The organism is Streptomyces sp. NPDC012835 (genome assembly GCF_042900885.1).
Lineage (GTDB): Bacteria > Actinomycetota > Actinomycetes > Streptomycetales > Streptomycetaceae > Streptomyces.
The window spans coordinates 962,276-977,879 of sequence record NZ_JBIBBW010000001.1 but is presented as its reverse complement, the minus strand read 5'-3'; the positions used below and the strand labels follow the sequence as shown (position 1 = coordinate 977,879).

General features: G+C 71.9%; 10 protein-coding genes and 1 pseudogene. 2 read left to right on the top strand and 9 right to left on the bottom strand.

The window, feature by feature from the left end; all coding sequences use genetic code 11:
* Positions 1 to 60 precede the first annotated feature (60 nt).
* The 4 genes from ACFY6S_RS04180 to ACFY6S_RS04165 form a co-directional block, all read right to left on the bottom strand.
* The gene (locus tag ACFY6S_RS04180) at positions 61 to 720 is read right to left on the bottom strand and encodes a TetR/AcrR family transcriptional regulator (RefSeq protein WP_388822573.1); all 660 of its coding nucleotides are present in this window, start codon (positions 718 to 720) and stop codon (positions 61 to 63) included.
* Between the two features lie 38 nt (positions 721 to 758).
* Positions 759 to 2,597 carry a bifunctional sugar phosphate isomerase/epimerase/4-hydroxyphenylpyruvate dioxygenase family protein gene (locus tag ACFY6S_RS04175; RefSeq protein ID WP_388822570.1) on the bottom strand — a complete coding sequence of 613 codons (1,839 nt, stop codon included), beginning with the start codon at positions 2,595 to 2,597 and terminating at the stop codon, positions 759 to 761.
* 11 nt (positions 2,598 to 2,608) lie between these two features.
* On the bottom strand, positions 2,609 to 3,478 hold the full coding sequence (locus tag ACFY6S_RS04170) for a shikimate dehydrogenase (protein WP_388822566.1): 870 nt from the start codon (positions 3,476 to 3,478) through the stop codon (positions 2,609 to 2,611).
* Positions 3,479 to 3,551: 73 nt separating this feature from the next.
* A complete protein-coding gene (locus ACFY6S_RS04165; protein ID WP_388822563.1) occupies positions 3,552 to 5,024 on the bottom strand; it encodes an MFS transporter in 1,473 nt (490 codons plus the stop codon).
* A gap of 333 nt (positions 5,025 to 5,357) precedes the next feature.
* Between ACFY6S_RS04165 and proP the strand changes: the two genes are divergently transcribed.
* Positions 5,358 to 6,983: a glycine betaine/L-proline transporter ProP gene (gene proP, locus ACFY6S_RS04160; RefSeq protein WP_388822560.1), complete on the top strand. Its 1,626-nt coding sequence runs from the start codon at positions 5,358 to 5,360 to the stop codon at positions 6,981 to 6,983.
* A 64-nt stretch (positions 6,984 to 7,047) separates the two neighbouring features.
* Here the strand turns inward: proP and ACFY6S_RS04155 are convergent, their stop codons facing one another.
* The 4 genes from ACFY6S_RS04155 to ACFY6S_RS04140 all read right to left on the bottom strand — a co-directional run bounded on the left by ACFY6S_RS04155 (position 7,048) and on the right by ACFY6S_RS04140 (position 11,909).
* On the bottom strand, positions 7,048 to 8,466 hold the full coding sequence (locus ACFY6S_RS04155; RefSeq protein WP_388822556.1) for a GH1 family beta-glucosidase: 1,419 nt from the start codon (positions 8,464 to 8,466) through the stop codon (positions 7,048 to 7,050).
* Positions 8,467 to 8,609: 143 nt separating this feature from the next.
* Entirely contained in the window at positions 8,610 to 9,521 is a 912-nt protein-coding gene (locus ACFY6S_RS04150) for a carbohydrate ABC transporter permease (RefSeq protein WP_388822553.1), read from the bottom strand.
* Positions 9,518 to 10,501, bottom strand: a complete 984-nt coding sequence (locus tag ACFY6S_RS04145; protein ID WP_389461404.1) for a carbohydrate ABC transporter permease — start codon at positions 10,499 to 10,501, stop codon at positions 9,518 to 9,520. The genes ACFY6S_RS04150 and ACFY6S_RS04145 overlap by 4 nt, the downstream gene beginning before the upstream one ends.
* Positions 10,502 to 10,604: 103 nt before the next feature.
* Complete coding sequence (locus ACFY6S_RS04140; protein ID WP_388822550.1) at positions 10,605 to 11,909, bottom strand: ABC transporter substrate-binding protein; 1,305 nt, start codon at positions 11,907 to 11,909, stop codon at positions 10,605 to 10,607.
* A 244-nt stretch (positions 11,910 to 12,153) separates the two neighbouring features.
* Here ACFY6S_RS04140 and ACFY6S_RS04135 point away from each other — a divergent pair.
* Positions 12,154 to 14,403 (top strand): annotated as a pseudogene (locus ACFY6S_RS04135) (glycosyl hydrolase); the annotation flags it as partial.
* 55 nt (positions 14,404 to 14,458) lie between these two features.
* Here ACFY6S_RS04135 and ACFY6S_RS04130 read toward each other — a convergent pair.
* A complete protein-coding gene (locus ACFY6S_RS04130) occupies positions 14,459 to 15,496 on the bottom strand; it encodes a LacI family DNA-binding transcriptional regulator (protein WP_388822546.1) in 1,038 nt (345 codons plus the stop codon).
* Between the last annotated feature and the right edge of the window lie 108 nt (positions 15,497 to 15,604).

Below are 15,604 nucleotides of genomic sequence, written 5' to 3'. Positions count from 1 at the left end.
CGGGGGACAGGGGACGGCGATGGGCCGGCCGGTGGTGGGCCTCCCGGCCCACCATCCGGGTCAGGCGTCGGCCGTGAGATAGGCGATCACCATGTCGCCCAGCAGCGCGCGGTAGTGCTCCCGGCGGTCGGGCGCCGTCAGGTCCCGTCCGAACAGGCTGCTGAAGGTGTGCCTGTTGGCCACCCGGAAGAAGCAGAAGGAACTGATCGCCGCGTGCAGATCGACGGCGTCCACCCCGGCGGTGAAGACGCCCCGCTCCCTCCCCTCGTCCAGAATCCGGCCGATGACCCCGATCGCCGGGGAGTTGAGCGAGCCGAGGGTCGGCGAGGCCGCGATGTGCTCGGCCTCGTGGATGTTCTCGATCGAGACGAGCCGGATGAAGTCCGGATGCGCCTCGTGGTGGTCGAAGGTGACCTCGGCCAGCCGCCGGATCGCGGACACCGGGTCCAGATGCGCGACGTCGATCTCCTGCTCGGCGGCCCTGATCACTCCGTACGCCCGCTCCAGCACCGCGGTGAACAGCCGCTCCTTGCTGCCGAAGTAGTAGTAGATCATCCGCTTGGTGGTCCGGGTCCGCGCCGCCATCTCGTCCACCCGGGCGCCCGCGTATCCCAGCCGGGCGAACTCCCGCGTCGCGACGTCGAGGATCTCCTCCCTGGTCCGTGCCGCGTCCCGGGTGCGCGTGACAGGCGGTGTCGGCGGGGGGACGGCGGCTCCCATGGGGCTCCTCGCGGCGCGGTGCGTGACGGGCCCCGAGTCTAACGAGAGGGCTCCGTACCGTCCCCGCCCGGAAGCCGGAGCGGCCACCCCCGGTCGGCGGCGTCCTGCACGGCGAGCCGCACGGGCGCGTTCCGGGCCCCGTAGCCCCGGTAGCCGCCGGTGCGCTGCACGATCTCGAAGAAGACCCGGCCCACCGTGGCGGTGTAGCAGTGGTGGAACTCGCCGTCCCCGTCGCGGTCGTAGAGGATGCCGTACTCGCGCAGCGCGGCGAGTCTCCCCGGCGGCCACACGTAACGGGCCGCCAGATCGTCGTAGTAGTTGTCCGGAATGCGCAGCGGCCCGGCGCCGCGCTCGCGCAGCCGGCGCGCGGTGGCCACGATGTCGTCGGTGGCGAGCGCGATGTGCTGCGGGAGCGCCGCCCGGTCGCCGGGCCCGGGGGCGACGTTCAGGACGATCCGCAGGGAGCCGTCCCCGTTGGCCACGGCGCGGCTGCGCACCAGCCCGAACGGGTCCGCCGGCTCCAGGCTCTCGTCCGCTTCGAGGCCCAGCACGCTGCGGTGGAAGAGGGCCGCCTCGTCGAACTGATGCCAGGGCTGGGGCAGTGCGACATGGTCGATCCGGGTGAGACCGGTGGGTTCCCCGCTGTCCGCCGCTCCGCCGCCCGGGAAGTCGTCCCGCCAGCCTTCCGCCCCGTCCGCCGCCGTACCGCAGAAGAACAGCTCGGTGCCGTCGGGCGCCGCCACCGCGTCCGGCGGCGCGTCCCGCCCGGCCCGCCGACGCGGCACGACCGGCGCCAGCAGCGCCTCGGCCCGCCGTACGGCCGCGTCCTGGGCCGGGGTCCGCAGACCGAGCGCGGCGAGGTGCGCCCCGTCCCGCCGGCCGGCCCCCGCGGAGCTGAGCAGGATGCGCGCCTCTCCCTGCTCCCACAGGTCCACCGGCTGGGTGGCGTGCCGTCCCGTCCTGGCGAAACCGAGCGCGCGCAGCAGGGCGCGCAGCGGCTCGGTGTCGGCGGTGACCAGCTCCGCGAACGCGAACCCCGTCGGCACGACGGGCGCGGGCGGCGCGGCCAGCCCCGCCGACTCCTCCAGGGCGATCAGCGAACGCAGCGCGTCGACGGCCGTACGCCCCGCGTCCCCCTGCCGGAAGACGTCGTTGAAGACCTCCAGCGACAGCGGCCCGGCGTAGCCGGCCCGTACGGTGTGTCCCACCAGGCCCGCGAGGTCGAAGTCGCCCTGGCCGGGAAAGCAGCGGTAGTGCCGGCTCCACTGGAGCACGTCCATGGAGAGCCGGGGAGCGTCCGCCAGCTGGAGGAAGAAGATCTTCTCCCCGGGGATCTCCTCGATGCCCCGGGGATCGGAGCCGCGCGACAGGATGTGGAAGCTGTCCAGACAGACCCCGAGCGCGGGGTGCCCGGCCGCCTCGACGACGCGCCAGGCGTGGTCGTACGTATGGATGTGCCGTCCCCAGGCGAGCGCCTCGTAGGCGAGTCTGATCCCGTGCTCCGAGGCCAGCGCGGCGAGCCGGTGGAGGTGCTCGGCGGCGAGCGCGTCGTCGTCGATCGCGTCGGGCGAGACGCTGGAGCAGACCAGCAGCAGACCGGCGCCGAGCCGCTCCATCAGCGCGAACTTCCGCTGCGCGCGGCGCAGATTGCGGGCGAGGAGCTCCTCGGGCACGGCCTCCGCGTCCCGGAACGGCTGGTACAGCTCGATGGTCAGCCCGAGGTCGGCGGCGCGTGTCCGGATCTCCTCGGGGCTCAGGGGGCTCGCGATCAGGTCGTTCTCGAAGATCTCGACCCCGTCGAACCCGGCCGCGGCGGCCGCGCCGAGTTTCTCGGAGAGGGAGCCGCTCAGCGACACCGTGGCGATGGACGTGCGCATGACGGTCTTCCTCACGGAGTGGGGGCGCCGACGAGATCGGCGAGGTCTTCGAGCATCCGCTCGGGGTGCGGCTCCCGGCCGGTGAACAGCCGGAACGCGTCGGCGGCCTGGAAGACCGCCATGGCGCCGCCGTCCAGGGTGGCGCAGCCCAGATCGCGGGCCAGCCGCACGAGTTCGGTGTCGAGCGGCCGGTAGACCACCTCGGCGACCCACAGCTCCGGCCGCAGCAGCCCGCCCGGCAGCGGCAGCCCCGGATGGCCCGCCATGCCGGTGGGTGTCGCGTGCACGAGGCCGTCGGCGCGGGCGAGCTGCCCCGCCAGGTCCCGGCCCGCGAAGGCGACGGCCCGCCCCGGGCCGAAGTGCGCGGTGAGCGCGCCGGCGAGGGCCGCGGCGCGGGCGTGGTCGGTGTCGGTGAGCGCGAGCCGGTCCGCGCCGAGGGTGAGCAGCGCGTGCGCGACGGCGGCGCCGGCTCCGCCCGCGCCGAGCTGGACCACCCGGCCGGTGGGGACCCCCGGCAGCCCGCGGGCGAAGGACTGAGCGAAGCCGCTGACATCGGTGTTGTGCCCGATGGTCCGCCCCTCCCGGAAGACGACGGTGTTGACCGCGCCGAGCGCTTCGGCCCCCGGGGACAGCTCGTCCAGATGCTCGGTCACCAGCTGCTTGCAGGGGTGCGTGATGTTCAGCCCGTCGAACCCGAGCACGCCCGCGGCCCGCACCAGATCACCGACCGCCTCGGGCCCCACCCCCAGCCGGTCGATGTCGAGCACGCGGTAGAGCAGCCGCAGCCCGTGCCGGTCCGCCTCGCGCTCGTGGAGCGCGGGGCTGAGCGAGGGGCCGATGCCCGCGCCGATCAGCCCGGTGAGATACGAGGCGCCGGTCATCGGACCACCGCCGTCGGCCGGGCCGGCCGGGGAGCGGTCGCGGGGAGCGGAGCCGGAGGGGGCGAGGGATCGGTCATCGGGGGCTTTCCGGTGTGGGGGACGGGGTCCGGGGGAGAGGCCGGGGCGGGCCGGCCCCGGACCTGATCAGGCGGGCACGGAACGCGGGCTGCCGGTCCCGGCCGGGGTCGCCGCCGTTCCCGTCGCCCCCGCCCGCCGGCTCGCCCTTGGCGCCGAGCTCAGCGGTGGGTGTCCGGTGGGTCTCCCGGCCGGTCGCCACCGCGAGCGAACTGAGCGCGCAGAAGGCGGCGGTGAAGATCGCCACCCGGACCCAGCCGTCCCCGTCGGGCCCCGCGATCCGCGCCGCGAAACTCACGGCGAATCCGCCGACGGCGAAGCCGATCTGGGTACCGATCGCCATGCCGGAGAGCCGGACCCGGGTGGAGAACATCTCCCCGTACAGGGCGGGCCAGATGCCGTTGGCCGCACTGTAGACCACACCGAAGAAGGCGAGGCCCGCGAGGAACACCAGCGGATAGGAGCCGGTCGAGATCGCCCCCAGATAGGCGAAGATCATCACCCCGGAGCCGAGCGAGCCGATCAGGAAGACCGGCTTGCGGCCGATCCGGTCCGAGAGCCTCGCCCACAGCGGAATGGCCACCAGAGCCACCGCGTTGGCGCTCACCCCGACCCACAGCATGGGCGTCCTGCCCAGGCCGACGGCGTCGCTCGTCGCGTACGACAGGGCCCAGACGGTGAAGATCGTGGAGACGGTCGCGACGGTGGCCGCGGCGACGACGCGCAGGACATCCGCCCAGTGGTCGCGCAGCAGATGGACCAGCGGCAGCCCGGCCGGTGTCCCTTCCGCCGACTCCCGCCGGAAGAAGGGGGTTTCCTCAAGATTGCGCCGGATGACATACCCGGCGACCGCGACGAGGGCGCTGAGCAGGAACGGTATCCGCCATCCCCACGTGTGTAGCAGGTCGTCGGGGAGCGTGGCAACCGGGATGAAGACCAGGGTGGCGAGGATCTGCCCCGCCTGCGTTCCGTTCAGGGTGAAGCTGGAGTAGTAGCCGCGCCGGTCCTCGGGCGCGTGCTCCAGCGTCATCGAGCCGGCCCCGGCCTGCTCGCCCGCTGCCGAGACCCCCTGGAGCATGCGCATCAGGACCAGCAGGACGGGCGCGGCCGCCCCGATCTGGTCGTAGGTGGGCAGACAGCCGATGAGGAACGTGGAGACGCCCATCAGGACGAGGGTGAGGACCATGACCCGGCGCCGGCCGAGCCGGTCGCCCAGGTGCCCGAGGACCAGCGCGCCCAGCGGCCGGGTCGCGTACGCCACCCCGAACGTGCCCAGGGAGATCAGCGTCGCGGTCGCGGGATGGGCCGGGTCGAAGAAGACCCTGGGGAAGATCAGGGCCGCGGCGCTGCCGTAGATGAAGAAGTCGTAGTACTCCAGGGCGCTGCCGATCCAGGCGGCGACGGCCGCCTTGCGGGGCTTGCCCCGCGGGGGCGGTACGGATCGCGAGGCGTCGGGCGGGTGTGCGGACACGCGGGCTCCTCGGAGGGGGCGGACGGGGCAGGCGGCGCGGTGCGCTCGGTGCGCGAGGGCACTCGCCGGGCACGGGCGGCCGAGCAACGCACCGGCGGAGGCAGCTAATGAACGCACTGGATAGTTAATTGCGTAGCCAGGATCCTGGGACCGTGGCGGGACACTGTCAAGGCATCGCGCGCGCCCCTCTTCCGGAGGCTTACGGGGGCGCCGCGCCGCTCCGTCCACCGCGCGTCCGGTACGACACGCGGCATCCGATTGCTCCGCATCCGCCGGACGGCTCACCCAAGGGGAATAATGTGCCGGGTCCTGCCCGCCCGTGGACGGTGTCACATGAGTGCTGCACGACCGAAGTCACCGAAACCCCGACGGAGTGGGAAGCCCGAGCGCGGCGGCACGACCGCCAACGACCGGCTGCTCCGCATCCTGCTGCGCCGGCGCAAGGAACCCCTCAGCGCCGACGACGTGACGGTCACCGACAAGCCCGAGGTGCGCCGGGCGGTCTCCGCCGCCGCCCTGGGCAACACCATGGAGTGGTTCGACTTCGGGGTGTACGCCTATCTGGCGGGCACCCTCGGCAAGGTCTTCTTCCCCTCCAGCTCACCCGGGGCCCAAGTGGTCTCCACCTTCGCCACCTTCGCCGCTGCCTTCCTCGTCCGGCCCCTCGGCGGGCTGGTCTTCGGGCCCCTCGGCGACCGCATCGGCCGCAAACGCGTCCTCGCCGCCACCATGATCATGATGGCGATCAGTACGTTCGCGGTGGGCTTCCTGCCCGGATACGACGCCATCGGCTTCACCGCGCCGCTCCTGCTGCTGGTCTGCCGCCTCGTCCAGGGCTTCTCCACCGGCGGCGAGTACGCGGGCGCCACCACGTACATCGCCGAGTACGCACCGGACAAGCGGCGCGGATTCCTCGGCAGCTGGCTCGACTTCGGCACCTTCGTCGGCTACTCGCTCGGCTCCGGCATCGTCACCCTGCTCACGGCGCTCCTCGGGGAGGACGGCATGGTGCACTGGGGCTGGCGCCTGCCGTTCCTCGTGGCGGGACCGCTGGGACTGATCGGCCTCTACATGCGGCTGCGGCTGGAGGAGACCCCCGCCTTCCAGAAGGAGACCGAACAGGCCGAGGAGCGCGCCCGGCAGAGCGGCGCCGATCAGGACCCGGTGGAGGAGGCCCGGCAGTCCGGCAAGGGGCGGCTCAAGGAGATCTTCACCCGGCACTGGCACGCCGTACTGATCTGTATGGGACTGGTCCTGCTCTACAACGTCACCAACTACATGGTGACCTCCTACCTGCCCACCTATATGACCGAGACCATCGGCCAGGACGCCCTCACCGCCCAACTGCTGGTGCTCGGCACGATGATCGTGGTCGTCCTCACCATCACCACCGTGGGCCGCACCTCCGACCGGTGGGGCCGGCGCCCCGTCTTCATGGCGGGCAGCATCGCGCTGTTCGTGCTGGCGCTCCCCGCGTTCCTGCTGATCCGTACCGGCGGGATCGTGCTCTCGGCCCTCGGCTGCCTGATCCTCGGACTGCTCCTGGTCTCCTTCGCCGGTACCTCCGCCTCCACCCTGCCCGCCCTCTTCCCCACCCGGCTGCGCTACGGGGCCCTGTCGATCTCCTTCAACATCTCCGTCTCGCTCTTCGGCGGTACGACACCGCTGTTCGCGTCCGGCCTGGTGGAGCTGACCGGCGACGACTTGGTGCCCGCCTACTACCTGATGGTCGCGGGCGTCATCGGTTTCGTCGCGACCCTCTTCCTGCACGAGACGGCCGGCAAGCCGCTGAGCGGGTCCGGGCCGATGGTGGAGAACGAGGAACAGGCGCGCCGGCTGGTCGCCCGCAGCCGTACGGAGGCCGGGCGCCGGGCCAGGGACGTCTGGCTGCGGCTGCGCCATCCCCGCGCCCCCGGCCCCGACGACCCCGGCGGCCCCGACGGCCCGGACCGGGACTGACCGCCCGCCGGCCGCTCCGGTGCCGGGGCGTCAGGACCGCCGGGAGACGCCTCGCCCGGAAGGCTCAGCCGAGACCGCCCCGGCCGACGACGTCCGCGTACCAGCGCGCGCTGTCCTTGACCGTGCGGCGCTGGGTCGCGAAGTCGACGTGCACGATGCCGAACCGCTTGCTGTAGCCGTACGCCCACTCGAAGTTGTCCAGCAGCGACCACAGGAAGTAGCCGCGCACGGGCGCGCCGTCGCTGATCGCCCGGTGCACGGCGGTCAGGTGCCCGCGCAGGTACTCCACCCGCTCCGGGTCGTGGACCGCGCCGGACGGGTCGGCGTAGTCGTCGTAGGCGGCCCCGTTCTCCGTGACCATCAGCGGGGTGCCCGGCAGCTCGTCGCGCAGCCGCGTCAGCAGCTCGTACAGGCCGTCCGCGTCGACCGGCCAGTCCATCGCGGTGCGCGGCCCCGGCGCCGGTACGAAGCGCACGCGCCCCTCGGCCCCCGGCCACGGCGACGCCTCCTCCGGCGCCTCGGACGGGGCACCGGGCGAGGCCGCGGCGACGACCGTGGGGGAGTAGTAGTTGATCCCCAGCGAGTCGATGGGCGCCGACGCCGTCTCCAGGTCGCCGTCCCGGACGAACGACCAGTCCGTCACCGAGGCGGTGTCCTCGACCAGGTCCTCCGGCAGCCGCCCGTGGAACACCGGATCGAGGAAGATCCGGTTCCCCACCGCGTCGATCCGGCGCACCGCGTCCAGGTCCGCCGCCGAGTCCGTCAGCGGGCGCAGGGAGTGCAGATTGAGGGTCAGCGAGATCTCGGCCTTCGACGGCAGCGCCTCACGCAGCGCCCGGGTGGCCAGACCGTGCGCGAGATTGAAGTGGTGGGCGGCGCGCAGCGCGGCGGCCGGGTCGGTGCGTCCGGGGGCGTGCACCCCCGACGCGTATCCGAGGAACGCCGCGCACCAGGGCTCGTTGAGCGTGGTCCAGGTGGTGACCCGGTCGCCCAGCGCCTCGGCCGTGATCCGCGCGTACTCGGCGAAGCGCTGCGCGGTCTCGCGCTGCGGCCAGCCGCCCGCGTCCTCCAGCTCCTGCGGCAGATCCCAGTGGTAGAGCGTGGCGACCGGCTTGATGTCCGCCGCGAGCAGCCCGTCCACCAGCCGCCGGTAGAAGTCCAGCCCCCGCTGCACGGCCGGCCCGCGCCCCGTCGGCTGGACCCGCGGCCAGGCCACCGAGAAACGGTAGTCCGTGACGCCCAGCTCCTTGAGCAGCGCGATGTCCTCGTCCAGCCGGTGGTAGTGGTCGGCGGCGATGTCGCCGGTGTCGCCGTTGCGCACCCGGCCGGGGACACGGCTGAAGGTGTCCCAGATGGACGGGGTACGGCCGTCCTCGGCGGCTGCGCCCTCGATCTGGTAGGCGGCGGTGGCGGTCCCCCAGCGGAAACCGCGCGGGAAGCGCAGTTCCGTGGCGATCGGGGAACGGGCGTCGACAGCGGTCATGTGGCAGGAACTCCCGTGAGAAGAGGCGGAACGAGTGGGGGGAACGTATGGGGGAGCGGCGAGCGGTGCGGGCGGCGGCGGGAGACCGGCGGGGCGGCCGGGTACGGGCCCCGGCCTCCGGCAGCGCGCGGCCGGTACGGGTCTCAGCCCTTGACGGCTCCCTGCATGATGCCGCCGACGATCTGCCGCCCGAGCAGTCCGAAGACCAGCAGCACGGGCAGGGTGCCGAGCAGCGTGCCCGCCATGATCACGGACTGGTCGTGCACATAGCCGCCGCCGAGCTGGCGCAGCGCCACCTGGACGGTCGGGTTCTGCGAGGAGAGCGCGATGATCGGCCAGAAGAAGTCGTTCCACGCGGCCATGAAGGTGAGCATGCCCAGCACGGCCATCCCCGGCCGGGCGATCGGCACCACGATCGACCAGAAGATCCGCGCGGTGGACGCCCCGTCCACCCGCGCCGCCTCGATCAGTTCGTCCGGCAGCGACTGCACCAGGTACTGCCGCATGAAGAACACCCCGAAGGCGGAGACCAGTCCGGGCAGGATGACGGCCTGGAGCTGATTCACCCACTGGAGTTCCGCGATCAGCATGAACAGCGGGATGACGCCGAGCTGCGGCGGGATCATCATGGTGCCGATCGTGATGGCGAGCAGCGCGCCCCGGCCCCGGAAACGCAGCTTGGCGAAGGCGAAGCCGGCCAGCGTGCAGCACAGCACCGTACCCACCGTGATCGAGCCCGACACGATCAGCGAGTTGAGCAACGCCTTCCCGATGTCGGCCTGTTCGAGCACCGCCTCGAAGTTGTCGATCAGATTCGGTCCGGGCAGCAGGCTCGGCGGTACCTTCGCCAGATCGGCGTTGGAGCGGCTGGCCGCCACGATCGTCCAGTAGAAGGGGAAGGCGGAGAACAGCAGCGCGACGGTCAGGATCAGATACGAGAGCTTGCCGCCGTGCAGGGTGCGTCCGGCCCGGCTGCGGCGCCCGGCCGGCTCGGTCCTGTCCGCGGCCCCGGCCGGCTCGGTGGGCGGGGTCGGCGGTGCGGCGAGCGCGGTCATCGGCCGGCCTCCTTGCGGGAACGGCGCCGCGCGACCAGGGCGTTGGCCCCGACCAGCAGCACGATCAGAACGAACATCACCCAGGCGATCGCGGCGGCCCGGCCCAGGTGGAAGAAGCCCCAGCCCTGCTCGTACATGTAGAGGCCGAGCGTCTGGTACTGGTGCGAGATGCCACCCGAGATGGAACCCTCGAACAGCAGCGGTTCGCCGAACAGCTGGGTGGCGCCGATGGTGGACACGACGACGGTGAAGACGATCGTCGGCCGCAGCCCCGGCAGCGTGACATGGATGAACTGCCGCCAGCGCGAGGCGCCGTCGACCTCGGCGGCCTCGTACAGCTCGCTCGGGATGGACTGCATCCCGGCCAGATAGATCAGCGCGTTGTACCCCGTCCAGCGCCAGACGACGATGGAGGAGACGGCGACCTGCGAGGCGACCGTGCCGGTCTGCCAGTCCACCGGGCTGATGCCCACCAGCCCCAGCACGTAGTTGATCAGCCCGAAGTCACGGCCGAACAGCTGGGCGAAGACCAGGGTGGCGGCGGCCACGGAGGTGGCGTACGGCAGCAGCATCGCCGTACGGACGAAAGTCCGGCCGCGCAGCTTGTAGTTGAGCAGATGCGCCAGCCCCAGCGCCATCACCAGCTGCGGCACGGTCGACAGCACCCCGATGGTGAAGGTGTTGCGCAACGCGGTCCAGAAGAACTCGTCGCCGAAGACCGAGGCGTAGTTGCCGAAGCCGCGCCACTCCAGGTCGCCGGGGGTCTGGAGCTCCACCCGGTAGAGCGACACATACGCGGTGTAGAGCAGCGGAAAGAGCCCGAAGGCCGCGAACAGGGTGAAGAACGGGGCGAGATAGGCGTACGGCGAGAAGGCGCGCCAGGCGCGGCGCGCGGCGGACGCCCGGTCCGCGGGGCGTCCGGGCGGTGGCGCGGGCGCGGCCTTCGCGGCGCCCGTCTGCGGGGTGCCGGTGAGAGTCATGGAACGGCCTTCGGGAGCGGGGGAGGAGGTGGAGGAGAGGAGTCGGGACGGGGGCGAGTGGCCGGGGGCCGGTCCCGGACGGGACCGGCCCCCTCCGAGCCGCTCAGCCGATGACGTTGTCGACGCCCTTCTTCGCGTTCGACCACGCCTTGTCGGACGAGATGCCCTTGCGCTCCACCTCGCTCAGCGCGTTGGTGATCTGCTGGGCGACGTTCTGGTCGTGCACACCCAGGACCTGCACCGGCGCCTCCTTGGCCGCGTCGCCGAAGATCCGGCCCGTCGGCGCGTCGGAGAAGTACGGGTCCTTGGCGTCCGCGACCTTCTCGATGGCCCCCGTGGAGGACGGGAAGATGCCCTGGTCCTGGAAGAGCTTCGCCTGCTGCTCGGGGGCGGTGAGCCACTTGATCAGCTCGTACGCCTCCTTCTTGTGCTGCGCGGCGCGCGGTACGGAGAGGTACGAGCCGCCCCAGTTGCCGGCCCCGCCGGGCAGCTTGGCGATGTCCCACTTGCCGGAACCGCCCTTGCCCGCCTGGCCCTTGATGTAGCTGAGCATCCAGGCCGGGCACGGCATGGTGGCGAACGAGCCCGCCGCGAACGCCTGGTTCCACTGCGGCGACCACTGGTCGAGCTTGGCGCTCAGCCCGGCGTCCGCCGCCGCGACCGAGGCGTCCCACGCCGTCTTGACGGCGGGGTTGTTCTCGTAGATCAGCTTCCCGGAGGCGTCGTAGTAACGCTCCTTCTCCTGGCCGATCATGATCGCGTAGAGGCTGCCGACGCTGTCGAGCCAGGCGCTCTTGGCCGCCGCCTTCTTCTTGTACTCCTTGCCGAGCGCGAGGTAGCCGTCCCAGGTGGACCACTTCTTCGCCAGCTCGTCCCGGTCGGTCGGCAGGCCGGCCGCCTTGAACAGATCCGTCCGGTAGCACATGGCCTCCGGGCCGACATCCGTGCCGAGCCCCAGCACCTGCCCGTCCTGGGTCGTCGCCGCCGACCACTTGGCCTCGGCGAACTGGCCCTTCAGCCCGTCGGCGCCGTACTGCTTCAGGTCTTCGAACTTGTCGGCCTGCTGCTGGGTGACCGAGGCGATCCGGCCCACCTCGACGCCCTGCACGTCGGCCAGTCCGCCACCGCCCGCCAGCCGGGTCTGGAGCGACTTCCAGTAGTCGGCCTCGTCCTCGGTGTCGCTCTGCTTGATCGTGATCTCCGGGTGGAGCTTCTGGTACTCGGCGTAGAGCCCGGCCTCCTTGTAACCGAACGATCCGAAGAGGTCGACGGTCACAGTGACCTTGCCGCCCGCGCTGTCGGAGGTTCCTCCCGAGGAACCTGATCCACACGCGGCGAGCAGCGCCCCGGAGAGCACGACCGCACCCAGGCGGACCGCGGTCCTGCCGGCGGCTCGGGCGATGGGCATGAGAAGCCTCCTTTGGCTTCGAAGTGCAGACGAGAGCCTATTGAGAGCGCTCTCAAAACCTGGGGTGGAGCGTGCCCCGGCCTGCCCCGTCCCGTCAAGACTCGAACGCGTAACGGCCGGGTCTCGGCGGGAACTCCCGTTTGTGTCGGGCGTATTGACACTTCTGTTTCAGGAGTTTTACGTTTCTTTGCATCTGAGAGCGCTCTCGGACACCCTTTCCCCCCATGCCCTTGAGGTGTCGTCCATGTCCGTCTCCCGAGCCAGACCCACGTCCGCGCTGGTGCTGGTCGCCGCCCTCGCCGCCGCCGGCCTGGGCCCCGCCGCCGCCCCCGCGGCGGCGGCCGAGATCCCCGCAGGCGCGGGCAGTTACTCGGACACCCGGCCCGCCGGCACATCGGGTCCCACCAACAACACCGGAACTCCGGTCACCCCCAAGGTGACCGAGGCGGCCCGGGACAAGCCGGTGCCCACCAACGACTGGTGGTCGTCGCTGGCCTTCCAGCGGTACGGGGACAACCCGTACTCGACCCCGATGTACGGCCACCCGCTCACCTACCAGGCGACGGCCGGCGGTCTGGAGGTCGGCTATCCGACCACTCCGTCGATCGTCGGCGACGGCCGTCAGTACGAGTACGCCCACAAGGCGGATCTCACCGTGGGCCTGACCGGGCTCAACTCGCCCGACACCAAGGCCGACGACTGGTCGGACTGGACCGTCACCCCCTACTGGGCGGACGGTACCCGCACCCTGCGGACCACCATCGGCCACGGGCTGCCCTTCGTCTACGCCAAGGGCTCGGGCGGGGACGCCCGGATCACCACCGCCGCCGCGCCCGAGGTCTTCGCCGACGACGGCAACGTCCTCGGCATCACGGTCGCCGGCCACCACTACGCGCTGTTCGCGCCCACCGGCAGCGACTGGTCGCTCTCCGGGTCCACCGTGACGGCCGGACTCGGCGCCCACGACTACTTCTCGCTCGCCGTGCTGCCGTCCACCGACGCCCTCGCGACATACCGGAAGTACGCGTTCAGCTTCGTCACCGGATCCGAGGCGAGCTGGAGCACCGAGGACGGTACGGTCAGGGCGACCTACCGTCTGACCACCGAGCCGCAGGAGGGCACCGAGACCGGTACGCTCCAGGCCCTCTACCGGCACCAGTGGCTGCACACCACCGACGCGCTCACCCCCTACACCTACGTCTCGCCGCGCTCCACGATGAAGGTGCGCGAGGGCGCGTCCTTCACCACCGAGCAGGCGTCCTCCGGAGTGCTGCCCGCGCTGCCGGAGTCCAGCGGGGTCGACCGGGCGCGGCTCAAGGGATATCTGGACGAGGTGGCGGGCGCCGCCGATCCGTTCTCCGGCGCGACCGACACGTACTGGACCGGCAAGGCGCTCGGCAGACTGGCCCAACTGGTGCCGGTGGCCGACCAGATCGGCGAGGGCGCCACGCGCGACAAGCTCCTCGGGCTGATCAAGGACCGGCTGGAGGAGTGGTTCACGGCGGGCGGCGCGTCCGAGTTCTCGTACGACAAGGACTGGAAGACCCTGATCGGCTACCCGGCCTCGTACGGCAGCGACGCCGAGCTGAACGACCATCACTTCCACTACGGCTACTACGTGTACGCGGCGGCGATCGTCGCCCAGTACGACCAGGCGTGGGCGGCCGACTCCGCGTGGGGCACCATGGTCAGGACGCTGGTGCGCGACACGGCCAACCCCAGCCGCGACGACGCGGAGTTCCCCTTCCTGCGCGGCTTCGACCTCTACGCGGGCCACAGCTGGGCCTCGGGCCACCAGGGCTTCGCCGCGGGCAACAACCAGGAGTCCTCGTCCGAGTCCGTCAACCTGAGCGCCGCGCTGGTGCTGTGGGGATCGGCGACGGGCGACGACAACCTGCGCGACCTGGGCAGTTTCCTGCTCGCCACCGAGTCGGAGGCGATCGCGCAGTACTGGTTCGACGCCGACCAGGAGGTCTTCCCGGCCGGGTTCGACCACGGGACCGTCGGCATGGTGTGGGGCAGCGGCGGCGCGTACTCCACCTGGTGGACCGCCAACCCCGAGGAGATCCACGGCATCAACGTCCTTCCCGTGACCGGGGGTTCACTGCACCTGGGCCGGGAGAAGGACGCCGTCAAGCGCAACATCGCCGAGATGGAGCGGGAGAACGGCGGCCCGGCGGTCGAATGGCGCGACATCCTCTGGGAGTTCGAGTCGTTCGCCGACCCGGCGGCCGCGAAGGCCAAGTGGGACGCGGGACACGCCGACTACACCCCCGAGGAGGGTGAGTCCAAGGCCCACACGTACCACTGGCTCACCACCCTGGACGCGCTCGGTGCCCCCGACGCGACCGTGACCGGCTCCATCCCGACCTCGGCCGTCTTCGAGAAGGGCGGCACGCGCACCTACACGGCGCACAACTTCGAGCCGGTGGCGCGGACCGTCACCTTCTCGGACGGTACGACACTCGACGTACCCGCCAGGTCGACCGCGACCCGCTGACCACGGGAGCGCACCGCCGTACGGCGGGCCCCCGCCCGAGCCCTCCGGTTCAGGCCGAGGCCCGCCGTACCAGCGTCGTCGGGGTGATCACCGAGGACGGGGGGCCGTCCCCCGCGCGCTCCCGGTCCAGACCGCGCAGCAGCAGCCGCGCCATCAGCCGGCCCTGCCCCTCGATGTCCTGCTGGACGGTGGTGAGCGGCGGGTCGGTGGTCGTGACCACCGAGTCCACGTCGTCGAAGCCGACCAGCGCCACCTCGTCCGGCACCGTGCGGCCGTGCTCCTTGAGGACGCGCAGGGCGCCCGAGGCCATCAGGTCGTTGCCCGCGAAGACCGCGTCCAGATCCGGGCACCGCTCCAGCAGCTCCGCCATGGCGAGCGCGCCGCTCTCGGCGGTGAACGCGCCCTCCGCGATCAGCGCCGGGTCCCCGTCGGGCAGCACATCGCGGTAGCCGTCGAGCCGGTCGATGGCCGAGGTCTGGTCCAGCGGACCGGCGATGTGCGCGATCCGCCGCCGGCCCAGACCGCTCAGATACCGCACCGCCTCGCGCGCGCCGCCCCGGTTGTCGGCGTCGACGTACGACACCGTCTCCCGGTCCGCCGTCGGGCCGCTCGGCCGGCCACCGTAGACCGTCGGCATCCCGGCCCGCTGGATGATGGCCGGAATCGGATCGTCGGTGTGCAGGGAGAAGGCGAGCGCGCCGTCGACATGGCCCCCCGCCAGATAGCGGGCGATCCGGTCGTAGTCGCCGGGCCCTTCGAGCAGCAGCAGCACCAACTGCGTGTCGTGCGCCGTCAGTTCCTTGCTGATGCCACGGATCTGCTGGGAGAAGAACGGGTCGGAGAAGATCCGGATCTCCGGCTCGGCGATGATCACCGCCACGGCGCCGGTGCGCCGCGTCACCAGGGAGCGGGCCGCGTGGTTCGGTACGTATCCCAGCTCCTCCACCGCCCTGCGCACCTTGTCGGCCAGCGGCTCGCGCACCCCCGCGCCGCCTCGGACGACCCGGGAGGCCGTGGCCCGGGAGACCCCGGCGCGCGTGGCGACGGCTTCCAGCGTGGGACGGGACCCGGGGGACGGCTCGGACAAGACGTGCGCTCCTCGTGGGCGGTTGAGGCGGTTGACGCGGTTCGGGTGGTTCGGGTGGTTCGAGCGGTGGTGCCGCATTCGCCGCCCACCGGATCCGGCTGGACCGGT

Bases quoted from the DNA above. Each gene is read 5' to 3' on its own strand.
- ACFY6S_RS04180 (WP_388822573.1), bottom strand. From the start codon at position 720: ATGGGAGCCGCCGTCCCCCCGCCGACACCGCCTGTCACGCGCACCCGG.
- ACFY6S_RS04175 (WP_388822570.1), bottom strand. From the start codon at position 2,597: ATGCGCACGTCCATCGCCACGGTGTCGCTGAGCGGCTCCCTCTCCGAG.
- ACFY6S_RS04170 (WP_388822566.1), bottom strand. From the start codon at position 3,478: ATGACCGGCGCCTCGTATCTCACCGGGCTGATCGGCGCGGGCATCGGC.
- proP (WP_388822560.1), top strand. From the start codon at position 5,358: ATGAGTGCTGCACGACCGAAGTCACCGAAACCCCGACGGAGTGGGAAG.
- ACFY6S_RS04155 (WP_388822556.1), bottom strand. From the start codon at position 8,466: ATGACCGCTGTCGACGCCCGTTCCCCGATCGCCACGGAACTGCGCTTC.
- ACFY6S_RS04150 (WP_388822553.1), bottom strand. From the start codon at position 9,521: ATGACCGCGCTCGCCGCACCGCCGACCCCGCCCACCGAGCCGGCCGGG.
- ACFY6S_RS04145 (WP_389461404.1), bottom strand. From the start codon at position 10,501: ATGACTCTCACCGGCACCCCGCAGACGGGCGCCGCGAAGGCCGCGCCC.
- ACFY6S_RS04140 (WP_388822550.1), bottom strand. From the start codon at position 11,909: ATGCCCATCGCCCGAGCCGCCGGCAGGACCGCGGTCCGCCTGGGTGCG.